The organism is Polaribacter cellanae, assembly GCF_017569185.1.
Classification (GTDB): Bacteria; Bacteroidota; Bacteroidia; order Flavobacteriales; family Flavobacteriaceae; genus Polaribacter; species Polaribacter cellanae.
In genome coordinates, this window is record NZ_CP071869.1 from 293762 (window position 1) to 315375 (window position 21614).

The window sequence follows — 21614 nt, forward strand, 5'->3', positions numbered from 1 at the left end:
AATCTTAAAAAATAGTAATTATAATTGTTATTTTACTCAACAAATCTAACAAAATATTTAATGTAGCAATGTTAAAGGTTAATTTTCTTTTTCTAAAAGTTGCTGTTCGTACAGATCTTTGTAGTAGCCTTCTTGCGTTATTAATTGATTGTGAGTTCCTTGTTGTGTAATTTTTCCACTATCTAATACCAAAATTTTATCCGCATTTTTTGCAGATGAAACACGATGACTAATAATAAAAGTAGTTTTATTTTCAGAAACTTTCTTTAAGTTTTCTAAAATTCGTTCTTCTGTTTCTGTGTCAACTGCAGATAAGCAATCATCAAAAATTAATATTTTAGGATTCTTTATAATTGCTCTGGCTATAGAAACACGTTGTTTTTGTCCGCCAGACAAAGTAACACCTCTTTCGCCTAAAATGGTTTTGTAACCACGTGGAAAATCGATAATATTTTCGTGCACAACTGCATCTTTCGAAGCTTTAATTATTTCTGTTTCAGATGCATCTTCTTTTCCAAATTTAATATTGTTTTCGATGGTTTCAGAAAAAAGAAAAGGATCTTGTGGCACAAAACCAATCTGCCTTCTAACATCATTTAAATTTGCATTTAGTATGTTTTGTCCATCCAAAAGAATTTCTCCTTCTTTAGTATCATATAAACGTGCAATTAATTCGATAATCGTAGATTTTCCAGCACCTGTTTTTCCTAAAATAGCAACAGTTTCACCTTTTTTTATAGTAAAGTTGATGTTTTTTAAAGCAGTAATATCAGTATCATCGTACGTAAAAGTTACATTTTTAAAAGTAACTTCTCCTTGCAATTTAGTGGGCAAAGTATTGTTATTTTGTATTTCTGGAACTTCCTCCAAAAATTCATTTATTCTCGCTTGCGAAGCTTCAGCTTGCTGTATCATAGAAGTTACCCAACCTATAACAGCTACTGGCCAAGTTAAAATATTTACATATAATAGAAATTCGATAATGGTTCCAATCTGTATATTACCATTTATATATTCTTTTCCACCAACATAAATTACAATTAGGTTGCTTAGTCCTATTAAAAGTATCATTAATGGAAAAAAAAGCGCGTTTGCCTTATGAAGATGTATATTTTTTTCTTTGCTTTCGTTTGCAATTGTATCAAAATCTGCGATGATTAAACGCTCAATTCCGTACGATTTTACCACGCCAATTCCAGAGAAAAACTCTTGATTAAAAGTGGTTAATTTCGATAAATATTGCTGAACAATAGTACTCCTTTTATGAATTACTTTACTTAAAATAAATATAGAAATAGATAAAAGAGGAAAAGGAATTAAAGTGTACATCGTTAATTTTACATCAATACTAATCATTTGTGTAAAACCCACTGCAATTAACACAATCATATTCATACTGTACATTACAGCTGGTCCAACATACATTCTAACCTTGGAAACATCCTCGGAAATTCGGTTCATTAAATCTCCAGTTCTGTTTTTTTTGTAAAAATTAAGCGATAACTTTTGATACTGTTGATAAATTTCATTCTTTAAATCGAATTCCACCAAACGAGAAGTTACGATAATGGTTTGTCGCATTAAAAAAGTAAAAAAACCTGCTAGAACAGCAACACCAACAATTATTAAAATATTTATTAGAAGTTGATGCTCAACCTCTTTTAATAAAACTGCTAATTCTTCTGAGGATAAATTATTGTTTTTCGCGGTTTGATAATCTTCTACAATATTTAAAGAATCTCCTACAATTTGAGGCACCTTTAAAGCCAAAATTTTAGAAAGAATGGTAATTAATATTCCTATTAATAATCGCCATTTATATTTAATAAAATACTTATTAATGTATTGTAAAGCCTTCAATTTAGATGTTTCGTTTTATAAAAATATAAGTAGTAATACTGTTTTTAGACTATTTGTTAATGTTGAAATAGAAACAAAAAACACATTATTTTGAAGCACGAAGATAGTATTTTATCAATAAAGAATAGAATAAAATAAATGCCGAATTTTAATATTAATTTTACGTAAAAGAATTTAAAATGTGTGTCGATTAAAAGTAAAATAGTACTATTTTTGCAGTGTGTTAGAAAAAAACCGATTAATTTATTTATTAAGTTCTTTAAGAAAATGATTAACAGAAGACATATTCGAGTAAAAGTAATGCAATCTGTATATGCGATGCTTCAATCTAAAAATGATGATGTTTTAAAAGAAGAAAAATTTTTGAAACATAGTATTTTAAAAATGTTCGATTTGTACGTCTTAAACCTGCGCTTGTTGGTAGAAGTACAAAAATTATCCGCAAAAAAAATAGCACTTTCTAAAAAGAAAATTTTAGCAACTTCTGCAGATTTAAAACCAAATACCAAGTTTTTAGAAAACCGATTAATCAATAAAATTGCAGAAAGCATTAGTATTGAAGGATATTTAGCTGTAAACAAATTAAACAATTGGGAGGTTGATGATGAGTATGTGAAAATTATTTTTGAAGCATTACAAAAAAGCGATTTATATAAAAAATATTTAAATACGATTGAAGATTCTTACAAAGTGGATAAGTCTTTTGTAATCGATTTCTTTAAAGAAATTATTGCACCAAATGAGAAATTGGCAGATTATTTCGAAGATACTATGATTTCTTGGGTAGATGATATTCCGTTTGTAAATACTTGGGTTGTAAAATCTTTAAGCAAACAAAAAGAAAATACGACTTTTACGTTAGGTTCTCTATATAAAGATAATGATGATGAGGTGTTCGTGTCTAATTTATTCCGTAAAACGGTTTTAAAACAAAAAGAATACGAGCAAATTATCGAGGAAAAAACACCAAATTGGGAATCGGATAGAATCGCAGAAATAGATATGATTTTAATAAAAATGGCAATTACCGAGTTTATTAATTTTCCATCCATACCAACAAGAGTAACTATTAACGAATATATAGAGGTTTCTAAAGATTACTCCACAACAAAAAGTAGTTATTTTATAAATGGAGTTTTAGATAAAATTTCAAGAGAATTAATCCAAACCAAAAAAATTGTTAAAATAGGAAGAGGGTTACTTTAAACCTTGTTAACAATAATAAATTTGTTACTTTTACAAAAAAAATATAATTAAGATGAAAAACATAAAATTTTTATTCGCATTTATAGTTGCTTCTATAGCATTGGTTTCTTGTGGAAACGAAAATGCAGCTTCAAAAATTAATAAGAACAACGTAGAAAAGGCAAAGTACAGAGACGCAGAAATTAAAAAAGGAACAGCCTCTATTTCTTTTGAAGAAAAAGAATACGATTTTGGTACTGTAAACGAAGGAGATATTGTAGAAAAAGTATTTAAATTAACGAATTCTGGTAAAACAGATTTAGTAATTACAAATGCACAATCTACTTGTGGTTGTACAGTTCCTGTTTGGCCAAAAGCCCCTATTAAACCAGGAGAAACAGGAGAAATTAAAGTGAAGTTTAACACAGCAGGTAAGCCAAATAGACAACAAAAAGACATTACTTTAACTACTAATACAGAGTCTGGTAGAGAAGTTCTTAGAATAAAAGGTTCTGTAATTCCAAAAGGAAAATAATTACGATGTTTCAAACAATTTTTTTACAAGCAGAATCTGGAGGTTTAATGAGTATGTTACCTTTTGCAGCGATGATTTTAGTCTTATACTTTTTTATGATAAGACCACAAATGAATCGTCAGAAAAAAGAAAAAGCTTTTCAGGCAGAAATTAAAACAGGTTCTAAAGTAATTACTTCTAGTGGAATTCACGGAAAAATTACAGAGGTAAATAATACAGATAATACTGTAACAATAGAAACTGGTGCAGGAAGAATAAAATTCGAACGTTCTGCTATTTCTATGGAATTAAGTAAAAAATACTCAGCTTCACCAGCAAAAAAATAATTAGTAAAATACATATATTAAAAGTGAGTAGGGTCTTTTTAGGCAATACTCACTTTTTTGTTTGCTCTCTTTTGTGTAGATTGCATTTAAAATACTAAAAATTGAAATCGAAAAGTAAAATTCCTAAGACATTTGTAGGCTTTCTATTGGCCTCTGTACTTATTTGGTTTCTAATTACACTATCTAAAGAGTATGTAACTACCATAAAATTTCCCATAGAATATAAAGAAATTGCCCGAAATAAGTTATTACAATCTACTCCTGTAAAAGAATTAGACATTACTATAAAAGCAAGCGGATTTAAAATATTAAAATCTGGTTTTAGTGGAAAACCAATAGAAATAAAAGCAAATAATTTAGTTAAGAAAAAAAACGATATTTATTATATTTTAACTAAAAGTCAACTCAATAACATTCAAAAACAAATGCCTTCTGGGATTACTGTTCAAGAAATTGTGCAAGATTCTTTGTTATTAGATTTAGGAACTTTAACCAGTAAAAAACTTCCTTTAAAAGCAAATTTAAAACTTAAATATCATATAGGTTACGACTTGGCAGACGATATTGTAATTTCTCCAGATAGTGTTGTTGTATCAGGACCTAAAAAAGAAATAGATCGCTTAACAGAATTAGAATTATCTGCAATTAAATTAGAAGATGTAAAAGATAACTTTAAAAAGGAAGTAACAATTTTAAAACCACCCAATAATAAAAATTTAAAGTTCGATAAAACAAAAGTATTTGTAACAGGGAAAGTAGAGCAGTTTACAGAAGGAACTATCGAAGTTCCTTATAGAATTACAAACCTGCCCTCTAACATTAAAATAACAACTTTACCTAAAAAAATAGGAGTTACGTTTGTTGCTTCTTTAACGAATTTTAATAAAATAACTGCTGGTTCTTTTCAGGTTGAATGCGATTACAATGTTGTAAAAGAGAATAACCTAAACTACTTACTTCCAAAAGTAACAAGTACATCTAAATTTGTAAAGAGTTTTAGAATTGCTCCTAAAAAGATAGATTTTTTAATTCAGAAATAAATATGATTGTTGGTTTAACAGGCGGAATTGGTAGTGGAAAAACAACTGTAGCAAAAATGTTTGCTAAAAAACAAGATGTTGTTATTTACATTGCAGATTTAGAGGCCAAAAAATTAATGAATTCTTCAGAAAAGATTAAAACAAAACTTATTTTTGAATTTGGTGCAGAAACCTACAAAAACAATCAATTAAACAAATCTTTTATTGCAAATATTGTTTTTAAAGATAAGAGTAAATTAGCAATATTAAATAGTATTGTACATCCAGAAGTTCGAAATCATTTTCAAACATTTATAGAAGAGCACAAAGAAAAGACCTATATTATTTATGAAAATGCCATTTTATTTGAGAGTAAAGCAGATACACAATGCGATTTTATAATTTCGGTTTTTGTTCCTTTAGATATTAGAATAGAGCGTGTTTTGGAAAGAGATGTAACCACAAAACCTCAAATTTTAGAACGTATAAACAATCAATGGAAAGAAGATAAAAAATTATTGCAATCTAATTATATAATTGAGAATTTGTCCCTTAAAATTACTGAAAATCAAGTAAATATTATTCATAATATTTTAACAGAAAAAAGCAAGCTAATTTAATATTCATTAGTAATACTGTTAAAAAACCCTTAAAATTTCATTAAACCCGTTAATTAAAGTTAAAAACTTCAATTTCAATTTTTGAAAGTGTTAAATTTGATGATGCGAAAAAAAATGTTTATCGTTATTGTAGCACTCATGAGTATTTCCTTGATAGGAATTATTACAGTACAACTATATTGGATAAACAATGCTTTAGAGAGTAGAAAAGCACAGTTTAAAAACGATGTTCAACGTTCTTTAGGAAGCGCAACAGAGAGAATTAACGATCGGGAATCAAGTTTGTTTAGAAGGAAAATTAAAGCGCTTGTTAAAGAAAAAGGAACTGCAGATAATGCCAAATTACAAAGCCTTTTAATTCAAGAAATAGATACAACTACTAAGCAAAAATTTACGTACGGAAGTACTATTTTAGAAGAAAATTTCGAGCTTACAACCGATTTTTTAAACAACGATTCTATTATCTTTAAGAGATTTAAGGGAAAGAAAGATTTTTTTGAAACGAAAATAACCACAGGTGTAGGTGATTTATTTTCAACAAAAGATGAAACTAGTTTTAGCTATACCAAGAAATTTCCAGAATTAGAAGATTTACAAATCGACAAACTTTATAAAGACTATAATACTAGAAAACCAATTCATCAAAGAATTAGTAATAAAGAGCTAAATGCAACTATAAAAGAAGAGTTAGTAAAAAGAAATATTACTTTAGATTTTAAATATGGTGTGTACACAAAAGATGGTTTAGCTACAAAATTAAAGTCTGGTTATTATACAATTAATAGAAAAGACAGTTATAAGTACCCTTTATTTGACGATATTAATGGAGATGTAGAGTACGATTTATATGTAACTTTTCCCAATAAAAATAAACATATTTTATCAGGTATTTCAGGAATATTGTTACTCTCTTTATTCTTTATTTTTATTATTATAATTGCTTTTTCGAGTTCTTTGTATCAACTAATTCGTCAGAAAAAAATATCAGAAATTAAGACTGATTTTATTAATAATATGACGCATGAGTTTAAAACACCAATTGCAACTATAAATTTAGCATTAGACTCAATTAAAAATCCTAAAATTCTAGGAGATAACGATAAAGTTTTGCGTTACGTGCAAATGATAAGAGACGAGAATAAAAGAATGCACTCGCAAGTAGAAAATGTATTGCGTATTTCTCGATTAGAAAAAAATCAGATAGATTTAAGTAAGGAAACTATAGATTTTCACGACGTAATCGAAGATGCAATTACACATGTTAGTTTGCTAATAGATGATAGAAAAGGACGTATAAATACATATTTTAAAGCAGCAGTTTCAGAATTACCAGGTAACCAATTTCACCTAACAAATGTAGTTGTTAATATGTTAGAAAACGCTATAAAATATTCAGAAGGCGCACCTATAATAGATGTGTATACAGAAAGTACCAACAAATTTTTTATCTTTAAAATAAAAGATAAAGGTATAGGAATGAGTAAAGCAGTGCAAAAACAAGTTTTTAATAAATTCTACAGAGAACAAAAAGGAAACGTGCACAATGTAAAAGGGCATGGTTTAGGTTTAGCTTATGTAAAAGAAATTGTAGAAAAACATCATGGAACAGTTTTTGTTGAAAGTGAGAAAGGACAAGGAAGTATATTCACAGTAAAATTACCTTTAATTTAATAAATATAACAATGGGAAGTAAAAAGATTTTATTAGTAGAAGACGATCCAAATTTTGGAACGGTTCTAAAAGATTATTTAGCATTAAACGATTACAATGTAACACACGCAAAAGATGGTATCGAAGGTTTAATAATGTTTAAAAACAGCGATTACGATTTGTGTATCTTAGATGTAATGATGCCAAGAAAAGATGGCTTTTCTTTAGCACAAGACATTAGAAGCACAAATAAAGAAGTACCAATTATCTTTTTAACAGCAAAAACTTTAAAAGAAGATGTTTTAAAAGGATATGCAGTTGGAGCAGACGATTATCTAAACAAGCCTTTCGATTCGGAAGTATTATTGCACAAGATAAAAGCAATTTTACAACGTAAAGAATCAGATAACACTACAGAAAGTGAGCAATTCGAGTTTAATATTGGAAGTTTCTTCTTCAACTCTAAGTTAAGACATTTATCTGTTGGTAAAGAAGGAGAACCCTCTAAACTATCTCCAAAAGAAGCAAAATTATTACGTATGTTAGCAATCCATAAAAACGATTTAATGCCAAGAGAATTAGCATTAACAAAAATTTGGAGAGACGATAATTATTTTACATCTAGAAGTATGGATGTGTACATCGCAAAATTAAGAAAGTATTTAAAAGACGACGAAAATGTTGAAATTTTAAATATTCATGGAGAAGGATTTAGGTTGGTAGATAAAAACTAAACTTAAAAAAACTTCCTATAAAAAATAAACTCAGTTTTTAAAATAAGCTGAGTTTTTTTTGTATTTTTATAATATGGCAGCCTTTATTAAAATTTATAACGAGAATCCTAATCCAAAAGAAATCGCAAAAGTTGTAAAGATTTTGCGTTCTGGAGGATTAATTATCTACCCAACAGATACTGTTTATGGTTTAGGTTGCGATATTACCAATACAAAAGCCTTAGAAAAAATTGCGCAGATAAAAGGTGTGAAGCTAGAAAAAGCCAATTTCTCTTTTATTTGCAACGATTTAAGTCACCTTTCGGATTATGTAAAACAAATAGATTCACCAACTTTTAAAATTCTAAAAAGAGCGTTACCAGGACCTTATACTTTTATTCTACCAGGAAGTAACAACTTACCAAAAGTATTTAAAAAAAAGAAAACAGTAGGCATTCGTATTCCAGATAACAATATTGCTAGGTGTTTGGTAGAGGCTTTAGGAAACCCGATTATATCAACATCTATCCATGATGAAGATGATATTTTAGAATACACAACAGATCCAGAACTCATTTTCGAAAAATGGAACAAATTAGTAGATGTTGTTATCGATGGTGGTTATGGAGATAATTATGCATCTACAGTAATCGATTTAACTACAGATAAACCAGAAATAATTAGAGAAGGAAAAGGAAGTTTAGACATTCTTTAATTCAAAGTTTCGAATTCAAAATTCAAGGTTTAGGTTTGAACTTTGAATTTTAAACCTATTCAAGTTCCTCGAATTTCTTTCTCCCCAAAACAAAATACTGCCAAACAATACTTGTATGTAAATTATAATTTTGTTTTTTTTGTAGTTTTCTTCTTTTTCCTAAGAATTTAAAAAAGTTTTTGTAAAAACTTAAATGTGCTTTTAAAATAGCCCATGTATGTATAGGTTTTAATTCGAGAATGAATTTTAAACCAGCTATTCCGTCTAAAATTAAACGAAAAAAAACGACGAATAAAAACCACTTTTTAGGAACGTTTTTTATGATATTTAATAAACTATTTCTAAAATTTAAATAAGTTTTATACGGATTTGCTTCCTGTAAAGTAGCTCCTCCAATATGATAAACAGTAGATTTTCCAACATATTTTACTTTATAACCAATATTTTGGGCTCTCCAACACAAATCAATTTCTTCTTGGTGTGCAAAATAATCTTCGTCTAAACCTTCAATTTTATGATATACTTTAGATCGAATAAATAAACAAGCTCCAGATGCCCAAAAAATATCTTTTGTGTCGTTAAACTGACCATTATCAACTTCCAAATTATTAAAAATGCGTCCCCTACAATATGGATAACCAAATAAATCGATAAATCCACCTCCAGCACCAGCATATTCGAACTTTGTTTTGTCTTTAAAATCTAATAATTTAGGCTGTACAATCGCAGTATTCGCTTCATTCTTAAAAACGTTTAAAATAGGAGGTAACCAGTTTTCGGTTACTTCAATATCAGAATTTAATAAGCAGTAAATATCTACATCTACAGCTTGTAAAGCATCATTATAACCTTTGGCATAACCTCCATTTACAGTGTTTTCTATAATTTTTACTGAAGGAAAAAACTCTTTTACATAAGAAATAGAAGCGTCTGTAGAAGCATTATCTGCCACATAAATATCTGCAAGTTCAGAACTGAATCTCACAACAGAAGGTAAAAACTGTTCTAAGAGTTTTTTTCCGTTCCAATTTAATATAACAATGGCTGTTTTCAAGGTTGCGAATTTACATTTTAAAAATTAGTTTACTTTTAATTTTCTCTTAATTAAGATAATTTTGCAGTCTTTTTTAGTACTAAAAAGTAAAACCTGTAATTCTTAATATCTTGTTGGTGTAATTTAAGAAATTAGTTATGGATTTTTTGTCTATACAGAAATAACAAGTACTATGAATAATCAGGAATTTCTTTTAAAAAAATATAGGTTTCGTTTTCAAAATCCATTTTACAATAAAAATGTTCTAAACCATTGGTAACAATTAAATAATTAGCTTTTAACTTTAAATTATAACGAGCAATTTGGTCGAAAGTAGCTTGCGTGATTTTTATGGAAGGCGCTTTGCATTCCACAATAATATCATGATATCCTTCTTTATTAAAAACCAAAATATCCGTTCTTTTTTTTCGATTGTTAATAATCAGTTGTTTTTCTAATGCAATTAAAGAAATAGGATATTTTTTTTTATCAATTAAAAACTGCACAAAATGCTGACGAACCCATTCCTCTGGAGTTAAAACCATGTATTTTTTTCTCAAATTATCGAAAATAAGCGTGTTATTTTCGTTACTTTTGAGTCTGAATTTATAGTTTGGTAGATTCAATTTTTGCATCCACCAAAAATAGTAATTATGAAAAAGATTTTATTGATTTTAATTATGTTTCTTTTCTCTGAGATTGTTTATGGACAAGAAAAAGATAATTTAATTAAGGATATTTTTTCTCAATTATCTATAAGCAAACAAAATTTTTCAAAAAAATTTTTTAGAGTAAAAAAAATAAATTACGACAGTAGTATAATTCTACTTCCATTTTTTATTCCTGATAACGAGTTCTCTAATGAAGCAGGAACTTATGATGTATATATATTAAAACTTTATAAAAATAAAATCTTAAAAAAGAAATTGTTTAAATCACTATGGTTTACAGATGCAAATGCTTTAATTGATGTAGCAGTTTTAATTCCTGATTTTATTTTATCTGATAGAAATAATAATATTATTATTAAAGCACATTATAAAAGTAGCTCTAAAGTTAACCAGTCTTATTCAAAACTTTCTTCTATTTTTATAGAAGAAAAACGTTCTTTTAAAGAAGTTTTAAAGGATTTTCCAAGTTATCTTTATATTGATGAAAGTAACTGGGATAGAACTAATGTTGTTTCTTCTACTGAAAAAAAACGTATAAGCGTTTCCACGAAAAAAAATAAAGAGTTTTATGATTTGTTAATTAAATCTAATACTAAAATAGAAACAACATCTAATGATAGCATTATAGCTAGTAAAACTTTTAGAAGGGTTGATACATTGAAGTTTAATGGAACGTTGTATAATTTTAAAAATACTGATTAATATAAATGAACGAAATAAACGCAATTGTTGCAGATATAAAAAAAGGAAACTTAAAACCCATCTATTTTTTAATGGGAGAAGAGCCTTATTACATAGATAAAATTTCCGGTTTTATTGAAAATAATGTGTTAGATGAAACAGAAAAAGGTTTCAATCAGCAAATAATGTATGGGAGAGATGCAACAATTGAAGATATTGTTGGAGCTGCAAAACGCTACCCAATGATGGCAGAAAGGCAGGTTTTAATTGTTAAAGAAGCACAAGATTTAAGCAGAAGTATTGAGAAGTTAGTTTCGTATGCAGAAAACCCACAACCAACCACAGTTTTGGTTATCAATTATAAATACAAAAAACTTGATAAACGAAAAAAACTGCATAAAGTAATTGCGAAATCAGGTTTGGTTTTCGAGAGTAAAAAAATGTACGAAAATCAAGTTTCAGATTGGATTCGTAGAGTTTTAAGTGGGGAAAAATACCAAATAGAGCCCAAAGCTTCTTTAATGTTGGTTGAGTTTTTAGGAACAGATTTAAGTAAAATATCCAACGAATTAGACAAGTTGATGCTAATTTTTCCTAAAGAAACCATTATTACAGATAAGCATATAGAAGAAAATATTGGAATTTCTAAAGACTTTAATAATTTCGAATTGCGAAAAGCAGTAGGAGAGAAGAACATTGTAAAAGCCAATAGAATTATTAATTATTTTGCGGAGAACCCTAAAAATAATCCTTTGGTAATGACAATTTCTTTGCTAAATGGTTTTTTTACCCAGTTATTAATGTTTCATGGATTAAAAGACAAATCGAAAAGTTCTGTGGCTAAAACATTGGGTGTAAATCCGTATTTTGTAGACGAATATTTTTTAGCGGGTAGAAATTATTCAATGCGAAAAGTAGCACAAGTAATCGCTTTTTTAAGAGATGCAGATGTAAAAAGTAAAGGAGTTGGCGCGAAACAAACCAATGAAGATATTTTAAAGGAGTTATTATTTAAAATTTTACATTAAAATGAAAAACATATTTACAAAAAAGGTTTCAGACGAAGTAATTTCTAGAATTGAAAAATTAACACCAGAAACCAAACCAAATTGGGGTAAAATGTCTGTTTCACAAATGTTGGCACATTGTTGTGTAACTTACGAAATGGTCTATACCAATAAGCACCCAAAACCAAATGCTTTCGCCAAATTTATGCTAAAAACGATTGTAAAGAAGATCGTGGTTTCAGAAAAACCATATGCTAAAAATGGCAGAACAGCTTCTCAGTTTTTAATTGTAGATGAAAAAATTTTTGAAACAGAAAAACAAAGATTGATTGATTTTATCAACAAAACACAAGAATTAGGAGAAGATACGTTTGATGGAAAAGAATCGCATTCTTTTGGAAAATTAACAAAAGAAGAGTGGAATAATATGTTTTACAAACATTTGGACCATCATTTAACGCAATTTGGTGTGTAGAAAAACAGAAGCTCTCTCAAAAGTATTAAAATTTGTTATCGACTGTCATAGAGAAATCTTACTTATTGATTTTTCAATATTTTTTAGATTTTTCTCCTGAAACTTCGAAATCGCTTACAATGAGGGCTAAATTTACTTTTAAGACAGCTTCTTGGAGAATTTTAGATTAGATACTATTTATAACTTCGTCTAAAGCAAGTCTCGATTTCGGATTTTTAGCAGGCATGTTTCCATCATTTTTATCTCTGTAACCAATACAAACTCCCACCAAAGTTGTATAATTTTTATCATTTAAAATGGCGTTATATTTCTCTGGTTCAATACCTTCCATTGGTGTGGCATCAATATTCATTACCCCACAAGCACTTAAAAATACTCCCAAAGCCAAATACGTTTGGTCGCTAAACCAAGATTTAATCTCGTTAGCAGGTTTGTCTTTTAAAAAGTTATTATAATAACCAACTGCGCCCTCAGGTAGATTATTATTTATTTGCTTTTCGAAAGCATCGATATTGTCTATTCTGCTAAAAACAACCAATGTATCGCATTGTGTTATTTTTGGAGCATTAAAAAAAGATGCTTCTGCAAATTTTTTCTTGGTTTTAGTATCTGAAACAAAGGTAAATTTCCATGGCTGGCTGTTTATCGAAGAAGGACTCAGTCTTAGAATTTCTTTTAATTCCGCTATTTTTTCTGAATCTATTTTTTTGGTGTTGTCATACTTTTTTGTGGTATAACGTTCTTGCATTGCTGTTAAAAAACTCATTTTTATTGTTTTAATTTGAACTATAATTTTTATAGTTACAAAAATATATATAGTTTTGTAAACTCACAAGAACGGTCGAAAAGGATAGTAGTAAATTTTTATAAAAAGACAAAAGATTATGCATATTGTAAAAGGTAAAGAATATCCTTGTTGTGCAAGTGTTACAATGGGAATGATTGGCGGAAAATGGAAAACTGTTATTTTGTATCATTTAATGGAAACTCCTTTACGTTACAACGAATTACGTAAAAAAATGAAAAGCGTTACAGAACGTACTTTAAGTTTACAACTAAAAAAGTTGGAAGAAGATGGTATTATAAAACGTAAAGTTTACACCACAAAACCGCCTTTAAAAGTAGAGTATTCTTTAACCGATTTTGGCAAAACTGCAATTCCATTATTAAAATCGATTGCAAAATGGGGCGAATATGTTGTTGAAAATAGTAAAGATTAAAATTATAAATCTAACAACTTTTTAGCCGCGGAAAAAGGAGTCGTTTTTCCATTTTCTAATTTTTTTATTTCTTCTTCTAAAGCTTTTTTTACGGCTTTATTATTATAAAAGTTATCTTTTAATTGTTGATTTATAGTGGATAGCAACCAATATTTATTTTGCTCATTTCTTTTTATGTTGAAATAATTATTGGCTTTGGTAAGAGAAATATAATCAGCAACCATAGTATCAATTTGTTCAATTCCTAAATGATGAAGCGCACTTGCAGTAAGCACTTTTGGTTGCCACTTGCTTTCTTTTAAAGGATATAAATGCAAAGCTCTGTTGAATTCAACTTTAGCGATTTTTGCGTTTTTTTCGTTTTCACCATCAGCTTTGTTAATTACGATTGCATCTGCCATTTCTATAATTCCACGTTTTATTCCTTGCAATTCATCCCCAGCACCAGCCAATTTCAGCAGTAAAAAGAAATCTACCATAGAATGTACAACAGTTTCCGACTGCCCAACACCTACAGTTTCAATAATAATGGTATCGAAACCAGCTGCTTCACAAAGAATAATACTTTCGCGCGTTTTTTGTGCAACACCACCCAAAGAAGTTCCAGAAGGTGAAGGTCTAATAAATGCATTTTTATCGGTAACTAATTCTTCCATTCTTGTTTTATCACCCAAAATTGAACCTTTGTTAACAGAACTACTTGGATCCACAGCTAAAACCGCTACCTTTTTTTCCTTAGAGGTTAAATGTTTTCCAAAAGCTTCAATAAACGTACTTTTTCCAACGCCAGGAACCCCTGTAATTCCAATTCTTACAGATTTATTTGCAAATGGCAAACAACGCTCTAAAATTTCGTTTGCCTTTTGTTGATGCTTGGTATTTGTACTTTCTATTAAAGTAATCGCTTTGCTTAGAAAAGTAATATTTCCTTCAAGTATTTTTGCAACAAATTCTTCCACAGAATTTTGTTTAGCTCTACTCAATTTTATTTTTTCTGCACTGGTTTTATTGGTAGTTTCTGGAGGAGAAACACCATCTTTTTCGTGTAAAGCAGAAGAATTTATATCCATTGTAAAATTATTCATGTAAATTTAAGAAATAACCGCAAAGAAACGCAAAGTTTTTTGCAGAGTTCGCTAAGAAATTTAGTCTATTAAACCTGAATAGATATAACTTTGTGAAGATTTATAAAAATTTTCTATGAAATTTTTTTAAATTTTTTCATCAATTTTGCAACACTCCAAAAAATATATCGTCTTTAGGGTAAGAAAGTAATAATGATATCAACCAAACAATTACACCAACCAATAATAGATCAATGCAAAAATAACTGCGCAAAGTCGCAAATGCAGTTGTATAATTTGTATTGTAAAGGAATGCTGTCTGTTGCAAATAGATATGTAAAAGATCGTTTCTTGGCAGAAGATGTTATGCAAGATGCTTTTATAAAAGCATTTAAAAATATACATTCTTATAAAAATGAAGTTGCCTTTGGAGCTTGGCTAAAAAAAATTGTAATCAACCAAAGTATAGACCAATTAAAGAAAAATAAGTTAGAGCTGGTTACGATTAATGAAGAAGTGTATGCGAAACACGAAGAAGATACGAATTGGAATGTAGATTCAGATATTTCTTTAGAAGGAATTGTAGAGAAAATAAACGGATTAAAAGAAAAATATAGATTGGTTTTAACAATGTATTTGTTAGAAGGTTATGATCATCAAGAAATAGCTGAGGTTTTAAATATCACAGAAAATACCTCAAGAACACATTTACTAAGAGGTAAAAAAATATTGAAAGAACAATTAAAAAACACGAGTTATGCAGCAAGATATTAAAGAAAAACTAAAAGGTTATAAAGAACCAAGTGTAGAATTGTCTGCAAACCATGCGAATAAATTCGAAAAATTATTAATGGCAGAAATGCATGAGCAAAAATCCAAGAAGAAAAACTTTAAATGGTTGTCTATTGCAGCATCTATAGTATTGTTAATTAGTTTAGGAATAAAGTTTTATCCGTCTAAAAATATAGAAACAGTAGATACTGAAACAGGTTCAGCACAAAAGGAAATTAGTTTAGGAAGTATTTCACCAGAATTCGAAACTATCGAAAAATATTATAAAAATAGCATCAATTTAGAACTTAGCCAATTAGAATTAACAGACGATAATAAAGAAATTATCGATGGTTATTTAACCAAAATTGAAGAATTAACAAAAGAGTACAAATCGTTAACAGAAGAGCTCAGTACCAAAGGAGTTAACGATTCTACAATAGAAGCACTAATTAGTAATTTACAATTGCGCTTACAGCTGTTACAACGTTTGAAAAAACAATTAAAAGAACTTAAAACTTTAAACAAAACACAAAATGAGACACAAATTATATAAACCGATTTTCACACTTTTAGCAATCTTTTTTTTGGGAACTGCTTTTGCACAAAAGTTCGATAAAAATTTTACCGAAAACTTTAAGGTAAATAAAGATGTAGAAATAGCCATAAATGCGACAAATACAGATATTGATGTAGCCACTTGGTCTAAAAACGAAGTTCAGGTAAATGCATTTATAGAAATAGAAGGACTTTCTAAAGAGGAAGCAGAAAAGTATTTAAAAAACTGGAATTTTGAAGCTTTAGGAAACAAAGAGAAAGTACAAATTACCTCTAAAGGAAATAATTCTTTTGGTTTAAAAGACGATATCGTAATTTTTAATAATATGGATTTCGATTTTGTAGTACCAGAAATAAAAATGGTAGATATGGACACAATTGTAATTCCTGATATGCACTTTGATTTCGATTTCGATTTTGATTCAATGGGAGAAATAGAAAAAAATATGGAAAGAAAAGGAAGATACCATTTTGATTACCATAATGGTAATGAACATATTGTTATTAAAACCAAAGAAGAATGGGAGAAATTCAAGAAAAGTAAAAAATACGAAGAATTAAAAAAATCTTTTAAAAAAATTAGACATAACGTAAAAGTTATTGATAAGAAAAAAATAAAGGAGTCTCTAAAAAAAGCAAAACATCAAATAAAGAATATCAATAAAGAAGAAATAAAAATAGGATTAGAAAAAGTAAGAGAAGCTTTAAAAAATATGAAATTCAATTTTAATTCAAATCATAACGATTTAACCATTAATGGTAAAAAGATAAAAATTAAAAAAAGATTAGAAATTAAAGTTCCCAAAAAAGCAACTTTCAATTTGAATACTAAACACTGTAAAGTAAATTTACCAAATACAGTAGCTTCTGGTAACGTAAAATACGGAACTTTTAATGCCAACAATTTAAATGGAGGTAAATTAACCATCAACTATTCTCCAGTAAATATAAACAGTTTAAATGCCTGTACACTTTTTTTAAATAACGTAACTGATGCAAAAATTGCATCAGTTACCAATACAACAATGAGCAATAATTCTTCGGAAGTTGTTATTAATAATTTAGGAAGTAACGTAGATATAACAAACGAATATGGAGAGCTTACGATTTCCAATATGAATAAAGATACTAACGATTTTAATCTAACCTTAAACTATTCAGACGCAACTGTTAAAGCTGAGGAGTTTGTAGTCGGTAATCTAATAATTCAAGTAAATAGTCAAAGTGGTGATACACACAAATCTATGAAAAAAGCAGAAAAAGAATTACAGTTTACAGGTAAATTCAATATAAAAACAAAGGATAACCGAATGAATATCGATGGTAAATTTAGCACTTTGGTTTTGAAGAAGTAGGGTGTATTTTATTAGAATGTTATATATTTTTGCTATGCTTATCTTAAATTACTCATTCAAATATCTCAAAAAAAATCTAATGATTCTTTGGGAGTTAATTCATTATTTTTTTATTTAATAAAATATAACAACATATACTTCTCATTTCTATAAGTTTAATGAAAAGTAACGTTTTACGTATTTTTTGTAAATTCTAAATCTTTGGCTATTTACAATCGTTCCATCTTCATTCTCAATTTCTACAACTTTTGTATTTAAAGTTCTCTCCTATTAAAGTTGATAGATTTTACGCCCACAAAACCAAATGAAGCTTTATCGTTCCTACTCAAATAAAAAAACATTAAATCTTGAATGGTGTTTAAAAAATTAAGAAATTTGTGGCTCCGTTCCTTTTTCTTTTAGAATCTTCAGCAATAATTAATGAATGCTTGTTATCAGAATCTGTATGAGATTTTAAATAAAACTGAATTATATAAATATTTGGTTTATATTTTTCGATTTTAACAATGTAAGTATGATTGAATTCACATTTAAAAGTATACAAATCTACTTCTAAATTATTAATAGTTTCAGAACCTTTGTACGTGTAATGATAGACAGACCTTTCCAAACGAAAGGCTATTATAAAACATAAGAATATGCACTAGAGCGTTCTGCATCAATATCTTTTTGAGTAAGAACACGATAAGTATGAGTAACTTTTACAGAAGTATTTGTTATCTGTTGCTTTTTTATTTTTTTGTTTTTAGAAATTGAATTTCCCATAATGTGTTGTATTACAATACAAATATACAAAATTTGTACCAAATAATATTTAAACTGATAACTAAAACAATCTTTGCAAACTTTGCTAAAAAAAATTACCTGTCCGCATTTAAAATACCTTTAAATTTCCGTCAAATTCCATTTCTCTATTCTTAATAAAGTGCCTATCTTTATCGTCTGTAAATAGTCACTTTTTTAATGGAACGCTACAAAGAAAATCAATTGAAAATATACAATTCTCTCTCTAAAAAGAAAGAGAATTTTAAACCAATAACCCAAGGTTATGTAGGTATGTATGTCTGTGGACCAACAGTTTATAGCAATGCACATTTAGGAAACGTAAGAACATTTATGTTTTTTGATGTGGTATATAGATACTTATTACACTTAGGTTATAAAGTACGTTATGTACGTAATATTACAGATGCTGGGCACTTAGAAAATGATGCAGACGAAGGTGAAGATAGAATTGCAAAAAAAGCACGTTTAGAAGAAATTGAGCCAATGGAAGTTGTACAACGTTACACAGTCGATTTTCATAACGTCTTAAAAAACTACAATTTTTTACCACCAAGTATAGAACCTACTGCAACAGGACATATTGTAGAACAAATAGAAATGATTAAAGAAATTATCGAAAAAGGTTTGGCTTACGAAATAAATGGCTCTGTGTATTTTGATGTTTTAGCATATAATAAAACAAACCATTATGGAATTCTTTCAGGAAGAAAAGTAGAAGATTTAATTCATAATACAAGAGCTTTAGATGGGCAATCAGACAAGAAAAATCCGCAAGATTTTGCACTTTGGAAAAAAGCAGAAGAACGCCATATTATGCGTTGGCCTTCTCCTTGGAGCGATGGTTTTCCTGGTTGGCATTTAGAATGTTCTGTAATGAGTACAAAATATTTAGGCGAAAGTTTCGATATTCATGGAGGAGGAATGGATTTAAAATTCCCACATCACGAATGTGAAATCGCACAATCGCAAACCTGTTCTGGTGTAAAACCCGTAAATTATTGGATGCATACCAATATGCTGTTGTTAAATAGCCAAAAAATGGCAAAATCTACAGGAAATTTTATTTTACCGAACGAAATTTTATCAGGAGAAAACGATATTTTACCAAAAGCATTTTCGGCATCTGTAGTTCGTTTCTTTAACATGCAAGCCAACTATAGAAGCATTTTAGATTTTTCTGGAGAAGCATTAGAAGCCTCAGAAAAAGGACATGCCAAATTAATGGAAGCTGTTAATTTTTTAGAGAAGATTGAAGCAGAAAAAACATCAACTTTCGACGTTCAAAACTGGAAAAAAGACTGTTATGCAGCTATGAACGACGATTTTAATACACCAATTTTAATATCACATTTGTTTGATGCTGTAAAATTAATCAATCAAATTAAAGAAAAAAATGCGAGTTTAACTTCAAGAGATTTATCAGAATTTAAAGAAACATTAAACAGTTTTGTTTTTGATGTTTTAGGATTGATGAACGAAAATTCTCAAGACAATTCAGAAAAAATAAATGGAGTAGTAGAACTGTTAATTAGGTTGAGAAAAGAAGCAAGAGAAAATAAAGATTGGGCATTGTCCGACCAAATTAGAGACGAATTAATTGAACTCGGAATTCAATTAAAAGATGGAAAAGAAGGTACAACGTTTTCGGTAAATTAATATCCCACCCCAACCTTCCCAAAAGGAAGGAGTTCCAATCACACTAAAAGCAACAAAATATAAAATTTGCTGTATTTTCAAATTAAAAAAGAAAATGTTTCAAGTCAATGAAGAATAAAGTCGAAAAAAAAACAAGTAGCAAATCTCCCCTTTGGGGGTTAGGGGGACTATTTATTTTATTAGTTCGTTTTTATCAAACAGCAATATCTCCATTTACACCAGCAACTTGTAGATATTCTCCAACATGTTCGCATTACACAATAGAAGCTTTGCAAAAACATGGATTATTTTTTGGAGGTTGGTTAGCATTAAAAAGAATATTTAGTTGCCATCCTTGGGGAGGAAGTGGTTACGATCCTGTTCCAGAGAAATTAAAAAGGAAAAAGTAAAAGAAAATAAATAAGATTTTTTTTTGAGATAAGAGACAAGAAAATAGAACAGAAATTAAGTATAAGAGTGTCCCCTCGAGCGCAGTCGAGAGGATTATTAAAGTTGTGTTTATGAATTAGGTATCGACTGCGCTCGACCAGACATAGTAGAAATAAATTATGAGTTTTTTAGCAATAGAGTGGAATCCTTCCATTGGAATAGATTTAGGTTTTTTTACCATTCGTTGGTATAGTTTAATGTTTGTAACCGCATTTTTATTGGGGTTGCGTTTTATGAAAAAAATCTACATCGAAGATAAAATTCCTCTAGAAAAAATGGATCCATTATTTATGTATGTATTTATTTCTATGTTAATAGGAATGCGTTTGGGAGATGTGTTTTTTTATAGTTGGAGTTATTATCAGAATCATTTATTAGAAATTATTTTACCATTAAAAAAGATTAATGGCTCTTGGGAATTTACAGGTTACACAGGTTTTGCAAGCCATGGTGCTGCAATAGGAATTCCAATTGCAATGTATTTTTATGCCAAAAAACACTTACAAAAACCTTGGTTATTTATTTTAGATAGATTGGCAATAATGGTTGCTTTAGCTGGGTTTTTCATTCGTTTTGGAAACTTTTTCAATTCAGAAATTTATGGAAAAGAAACAGGTTCTAATTTTGGCGTAATTTTTAAAGCAGCAGGCGAAACTACTGCAAGACACCCAACACAATTATATGAAGCATTTAGCTATTTAGCACTATTTTTTGTGATGTGGTATTTGTATTGGAAAACCAACAAAAAACAACAAATAGGCTTTTTATTTGGCTTATTTATGGTAGTTTTATGGTCTTTACGTTTTATAATTGAGTTTTTAAAAGAACCACAAGTACAACAAAGAGGAGAAGAATGGTTGTTTAGTCCATTAAATACAGGGCAAGTTTTAAGTATTCCTTTGGTTTTAATAGGTATTTGGTTAATGTTAAGGAAACCTAAACAAGAAGTTCAATAGTTTATGGAAAAATTAAAAGAACGCTGGGGAATTGAAAGCAATTGGTCTCTTTTAGCCATATTTATCGTGTTTGCAATCAATGGCTCTTTTGCAGCTTGGGTAGCAAAACCAGTAACAAATTTTATTGGTTTAAGCTCAGGTACAATTTCAGGTTTTATTTATTGGCCGTTAAGAATTTTATTAGTTTTTCCTATTTATCAATTAACCTTACCAATTGTTGGCTGGTTATTTGGGCAATTTAAATTCTTTTGGGAATTCGAAAAGAAATTTTTAAGTAGATTGGGTTTAGGGTTTTTATTTAAAACGAAAGGAGATTAATTTTTTTTGGG

General features: G+C 28.7%; 26 protein-coding genes. 19 read left to right on the forward strand and 7 right to left on the reverse strand.

Annotation, left to right across the window (positions count from 1 at the left end; all coding sequences use genetic code 11):
* Positions 1-78: 78 nt before the first annotated feature.
* Positions 79-1860, reverse strand: a complete 1782-nt coding sequence (locus tag J3359_RS01390; RefSeq protein ID WP_208078972.1) for an ABC transporter ATP-binding protein — start codon at positions 1858-1860, stop codon at positions 79-81.
* A gap of 267 nt (positions 1861-2127) precedes the next feature.
* Here J3359_RS01390 and nusB point away from each other — a divergent pair, with 267 nt between their 5' ends.
* The 8 genes from nusB to J3359_RS01430 all read left to right on the forward strand — a co-directional run bounded on the left by nusB (position 2128) and on the right by J3359_RS01430 (position 8623).
* Positions 2128-3066, forward strand: a complete 939-nt coding sequence (gene nusB / locus J3359_RS01395) for a transcription antitermination factor NusB (RefSeq protein ID WP_208078973.1) — start codon at positions 2128-2130, stop codon at positions 3064-3066.
* A 52-nt stretch (positions 3067-3118) separates the two neighbouring features.
* Positions 3119-3580: a DUF1573 domain-containing protein gene (locus J3359_RS01400; RefSeq protein ID WP_208078974.1), complete on the forward strand. Its 462-nt coding sequence runs from the start codon at positions 3119-3121 to the stop codon at positions 3578-3580.
* 5 nt (positions 3581-3585) lie between these two features.
* The gene (gene yajC / locus J3359_RS01405) at positions 3586-3906 is read left to right on the forward strand and encodes a preprotein translocase subunit YajC (RefSeq protein ID WP_208078975.1); all 321 of its coding nucleotides are present in this window, start codon (positions 3586-3588) and stop codon (positions 3904-3906) included.
* A gap of 101 nt (positions 3907-4007) precedes the next feature.
* Positions 4008-4946: a CdaR family protein gene (locus J3359_RS01410; protein ID WP_208078976.1), complete on the forward strand. Its 939-nt coding sequence runs from the start codon at positions 4008-4010 to the stop codon at positions 4944-4946.
* A 2-nt stretch (positions 4947-4948) separates the two neighbouring features.
* Positions 4949-5545 (forward strand): dephospho-CoA kinase, encoded by a 597-nt coding sequence (coaE, locus tag J3359_RS01415; protein WP_208078977.1) that lies wholly within the window; start codon positions 4949-4951, stop codon positions 5543-5545.
* Positions 5546-5647: 102 nt separating this feature from the next.
* Positions 5648-7216, forward strand: coding sequence for a sensor histidine kinase (locus tag J3359_RS01420; protein ID WP_208080387.1), 1569 nt, complete (start codon positions 5648-5650; stop codon positions 7214-7216).
* An 11-nt stretch (positions 7217-7227) separates the two neighbouring features.
* Positions 7228-7929 (forward strand): response regulator transcription factor, encoded by a 702-nt coding sequence (locus tag J3359_RS01425; RefSeq protein WP_208078978.1) that lies wholly within the window; start codon positions 7228-7230, stop codon positions 7927-7929.
* 73 nt (positions 7930-8002) lie between these two features.
* On the forward strand, positions 8003-8623 hold the full coding sequence (locus tag J3359_RS01430; RefSeq protein ID WP_208078979.1) for an L-threonylcarbamoyladenylate synthase: 621 nt from the start codon (positions 8003-8005) through the stop codon (positions 8621-8623).
* A gap of 55 nt (positions 8624-8678) precedes the next feature.
* Here J3359_RS01430 and J3359_RS01435 read toward each other — a convergent pair whose 3' ends face one another.
* Positions 8679-9677: a glycosyltransferase family 2 protein gene (locus J3359_RS01435; RefSeq protein ID WP_208078980.1), complete on the reverse strand. Its 999-nt coding sequence runs from the start codon at positions 9675-9677 to the stop codon at positions 8679-8681.
* 170 nt (positions 9678-9847) lie between these two features.
* Positions 9848-10291, reverse strand: a complete 444-nt coding sequence (locus tag J3359_RS01440; protein WP_208078981.1) for a type I restriction enzyme HsdR N-terminal domain-containing protein — start codon at positions 10289-10291, stop codon at positions 9848-9850.
* 18 nt (positions 10292-10309) lie between these two features.
* Here J3359_RS01440 and J3359_RS01445 point away from each other — a divergent pair, with 18 nt between their 5' ends.
* The 3 genes from J3359_RS01445 to J3359_RS01455 are packed head-to-tail and all read left to right on the forward strand — an operon-like array spanning position 10310 to position 12490.
* Complete coding sequence (locus J3359_RS01445; protein ID WP_208078982.1) at positions 10310-11029, forward strand: hypothetical protein; 720 nt, start codon at positions 10310-10312, stop codon at positions 11027-11029.
* A gap of 5 nt (positions 11030-11034) precedes the next feature.
* Positions 11035-12036 carry a DNA polymerase III subunit delta gene (gene holA / locus J3359_RS01450; RefSeq protein WP_208078983.1) on the forward strand — a complete coding sequence of 334 codons (1002 nt, stop codon included), beginning with the start codon at positions 11035-11037 and terminating at the stop codon, positions 12034-12036.
* Position 12037: 1 nt separating this feature from the next.
* Positions 12038-12490, forward strand: coding sequence for a DUF1569 domain-containing protein (locus J3359_RS01455; protein ID WP_208078984.1), 453 nt, complete (start codon positions 12038-12040; stop codon positions 12488-12490).
* Between the two features lie 166 nt (positions 12491-12656).
* Here J3359_RS01455 and J3359_RS01460 read toward each other — a convergent pair whose 3' ends face one another.
* Positions 12657-13256 (reverse strand): nitroreductase family protein, encoded by a 600-nt coding sequence (locus J3359_RS01460; protein ID WP_208078985.1) that lies wholly within the window; start codon positions 13254-13256, stop codon positions 12657-12659.
* Positions 13257-13374: 118 nt separating this feature from the next.
* On the opposite strand from J3359_RS01460, the gene J3359_RS01465 reads away from it, so the two are divergent.
* Positions 13375-13710, forward strand: a complete 336-nt coding sequence (locus J3359_RS01465; RefSeq protein ID WP_208078986.1) for a winged helix-turn-helix transcriptional regulator — start codon at positions 13375-13377, stop codon at positions 13708-13710.
* Positions 13711-13712: 2 nt separating this feature from the next.
* Here J3359_RS01465 and meaB read toward each other — a convergent pair whose 3' ends face one another.
* Positions 13713-14780 (reverse strand): methylmalonyl Co-A mutase-associated GTPase MeaB, encoded by a 1068-nt coding sequence (meaB, locus tag J3359_RS01470; RefSeq protein ID WP_208080388.1) that lies wholly within the window; start codon positions 14778-14780, stop codon positions 13713-13715.
* Positions 14781-14987: 207 nt separating this feature from the next.
* On the opposite strand from meaB, the gene J3359_RS01475 reads away from it, so the two are divergent.
* Genes J3359_RS01475 through J3359_RS01485 form a run of 3 tightly spaced genes read left to right on the forward strand, consistent with a single transcriptional unit; the run spans position 14988 to position 17458 of the window.
* On the forward strand, positions 14988-15548 hold the full coding sequence (locus J3359_RS01475) for an RNA polymerase sigma factor (protein ID WP_208078987.1): 561 nt from the start codon (positions 14988-14990) through the stop codon (positions 15546-15548).
* Positions 15532-16101 (forward strand): hypothetical protein, encoded by a 570-nt coding sequence (locus J3359_RS01480; protein ID WP_208078988.1) that lies wholly within the window; start codon positions 15532-15534, stop codon positions 16099-16101. The genes J3359_RS01475 and J3359_RS01480 overlap by 17 nt, the downstream gene beginning before the upstream one ends.
* Positions 16082-17458 (forward strand): hypothetical protein, encoded by a 1377-nt coding sequence (locus J3359_RS01485; protein ID WP_208078989.1) that lies wholly within the window; start codon positions 16082-16084, stop codon positions 17456-17458. Before J3359_RS01480 ends, J3359_RS01485 begins: the two co-directional genes overlap by 20 nt.
* Before the next feature lie 358 nt (positions 17459-17816).
* Here J3359_RS01485 and J3359_RS01490 read toward each other — a convergent pair whose 3' ends face one another.
* Positions 17817-18068, reverse strand: a complete 252-nt coding sequence (locus J3359_RS01490; RefSeq protein ID WP_208078990.1) for a hypothetical protein — start codon at positions 18066-18068, stop codon at positions 17817-17819.
* An 11-nt stretch (positions 18069-18079) separates the two neighbouring features.
* Positions 18080-18223 carry a hypothetical protein gene (locus tag J3359_RS01495; protein WP_208078991.1) on the reverse strand — a complete coding sequence of 48 codons (144 nt, stop codon included), beginning with the start codon at positions 18221-18223 and terminating at the stop codon, positions 18080-18082.
* Between the two features lie 198 nt (positions 18224-18421).
* On the opposite strand from J3359_RS01495, the gene cysS reads away from it, so the two are divergent.
* The 4 genes from cysS to J3359_RS01515 all read left to right on the forward strand — a co-directional run bounded on the left by cysS (position 18422) and on the right by J3359_RS01515 (position 21603).
* Entirely contained in the window at positions 18422-19900 is a 1479-nt protein-coding gene (gene cysS / locus J3359_RS01500) for a cysteine--tRNA ligase (protein ID WP_208078992.1), read from the forward strand.
* A 107-nt stretch (positions 19901-20007) separates the two neighbouring features.
* Positions 20008-20289 (forward strand): membrane protein insertion efficiency factor YidD, encoded by a 282-nt coding sequence (yidD, locus tag J3359_RS01505; RefSeq protein ID WP_208078993.1) that lies wholly within the window; start codon positions 20008-20010, stop codon positions 20287-20289.
* A 159-nt stretch (positions 20290-20448) separates the two neighbouring features.
* On the forward strand, positions 20449-21285 hold the full coding sequence (gene lgt / locus J3359_RS01510; RefSeq protein WP_208078994.1) for a prolipoprotein diacylglyceryl transferase: 837 nt from the start codon (positions 20449-20451) through the stop codon (positions 21283-21285).
* 3 nt (positions 21286-21288) lie between these two features.
* Positions 21289-21603: a DUF6787 family protein gene (locus tag J3359_RS01515; RefSeq protein WP_208078995.1), complete on the forward strand. Its 315-nt coding sequence runs from the start codon at positions 21289-21291 to the stop codon at positions 21601-21603.
* Positions 21604-21614 lie beyond the last annotated feature (11 nt).

Coding starts and splice junctions, on each gene's coding strand:
- J3359_RS01430 (WP_208078979.1), top strand. CDS start 8,003: ATGGCAGCCTTTATTAAAATTTATAACGAGAATCCTAATCCAAAAGAA.
- J3359_RS01480 (WP_208078988.1), top strand. CDS start 15,532: ATGCAGCAAGATATTAAAGAAAAACTAAAAGGTTATAAAGAACCAAGT.
- J3359_RS01495 (WP_208078991.1), bottom strand. CDS start 18,223: ATGGGAAATTCAATTTCTAAAAACAAAAAAATAAAAAAGCAACAGATA.
- coaE (WP_208078977.1), top strand. CDS start 4,949: ATGATTGTTGGTTTAACAGGCGGAATTGGTAGTGGAAAAACAACTGTA.
- holA (WP_208078983.1), top strand. CDS start 11,035: ATGAACGAAATAAACGCAATTGTTGCAGATATAAAAAAAGGAAACTTA.
- meaB (WP_208080388.1), bottom strand. CDS start 14,780: ATGGATATAAATTCTTCTGCTTTACACGAAAAAGATGGTGTTTCTCCT.
- J3359_RS01455 (WP_208078984.1), top strand. CDS start 12,038: ATGAAAAACATATTTACAAAAAAGGTTTCAGACGAAGTAATTTCTAGA.
- J3359_RS01515 (WP_208078995.1), top strand. CDS start 21,289: ATGGAAAAATTAAAAGAACGCTGGGGAATTGAAAGCAATTGGTCTCTT.
- J3359_RS01485 (WP_208078989.1), top strand. CDS start 16,082: ATGAGACACAAATTATATAAACCGATTTTCACACTTTTAGCAATCTTT.
- J3359_RS01465 (WP_208078986.1), top strand. CDS start 13,375: ATGCATATTGTAAAAGGTAAAGAATATCCTTGTTGTGCAAGTGTTACA.
- nusB (WP_208078973.1), top strand. CDS start 2,128: ATGATTAACAGAAGACATATTCGAGTAAAAGTAATGCAATCTGTATAT.
- J3359_RS01420 (WP_208080387.1), top strand. CDS start 5,648: ATGCGAAAAAAAATGTTTATCGTTATTGTAGCACTCATGAGTATTTCC.
- J3359_RS01425 (WP_208078978.1), top strand. CDS start 7,228: ATGGGAAGTAAAAAGATTTTATTAGTAGAAGACGATCCAAATTTTGGA.
- J3359_RS01440 (WP_208078981.1), bottom strand. CDS start 10,291: ATGCAAAAATTGAATCTACCAAACTATAAATTCAGACTCAAAAGTAAC.
- J3359_RS01400 (WP_208078974.1), top strand. CDS start 3,119: ATGAAAAACATAAAATTTTTATTCGCATTTATAGTTGCTTCTATAGCA.
- J3359_RS01445 (WP_208078982.1), top strand. CDS start 10,310: ATGAAAAAGATTTTATTGATTTTAATTATGTTTCTTTTCTCTGAGATT.
- yidD (WP_208078993.1), top strand. CDS start 20,008: ATGAAGAATAAAGTCGAAAAAAAAACAAGTAGCAAATCTCCCCTTTGG.
- J3359_RS01460 (WP_208078985.1), bottom strand. CDS start 13,256: ATGAGTTTTTTAACAGCAATGCAAGAACGTTATACCACAAAAAAGTAT.
- lgt (WP_208078994.1), top strand. CDS start 20,449: ATGAGTTTTTTAGCAATAGAGTGGAATCCTTCCATTGGAATAGATTTA.
- yajC (WP_208078975.1), top strand. CDS start 3,586: ATGTTTCAAACAATTTTTTTACAAGCAGAATCTGGAGGTTTAATGAGT.
- J3359_RS01475 (WP_208078987.1), top strand. CDS start 14,988: ATGATATCAACCAAACAATTACACCAACCAATAATAGATCAATGCAAA.
- cysS (WP_208078992.1), top strand. CDS start 18,422: ATGGAACGCTACAAAGAAAATCAATTGAAAATATACAATTCTCTCTCT.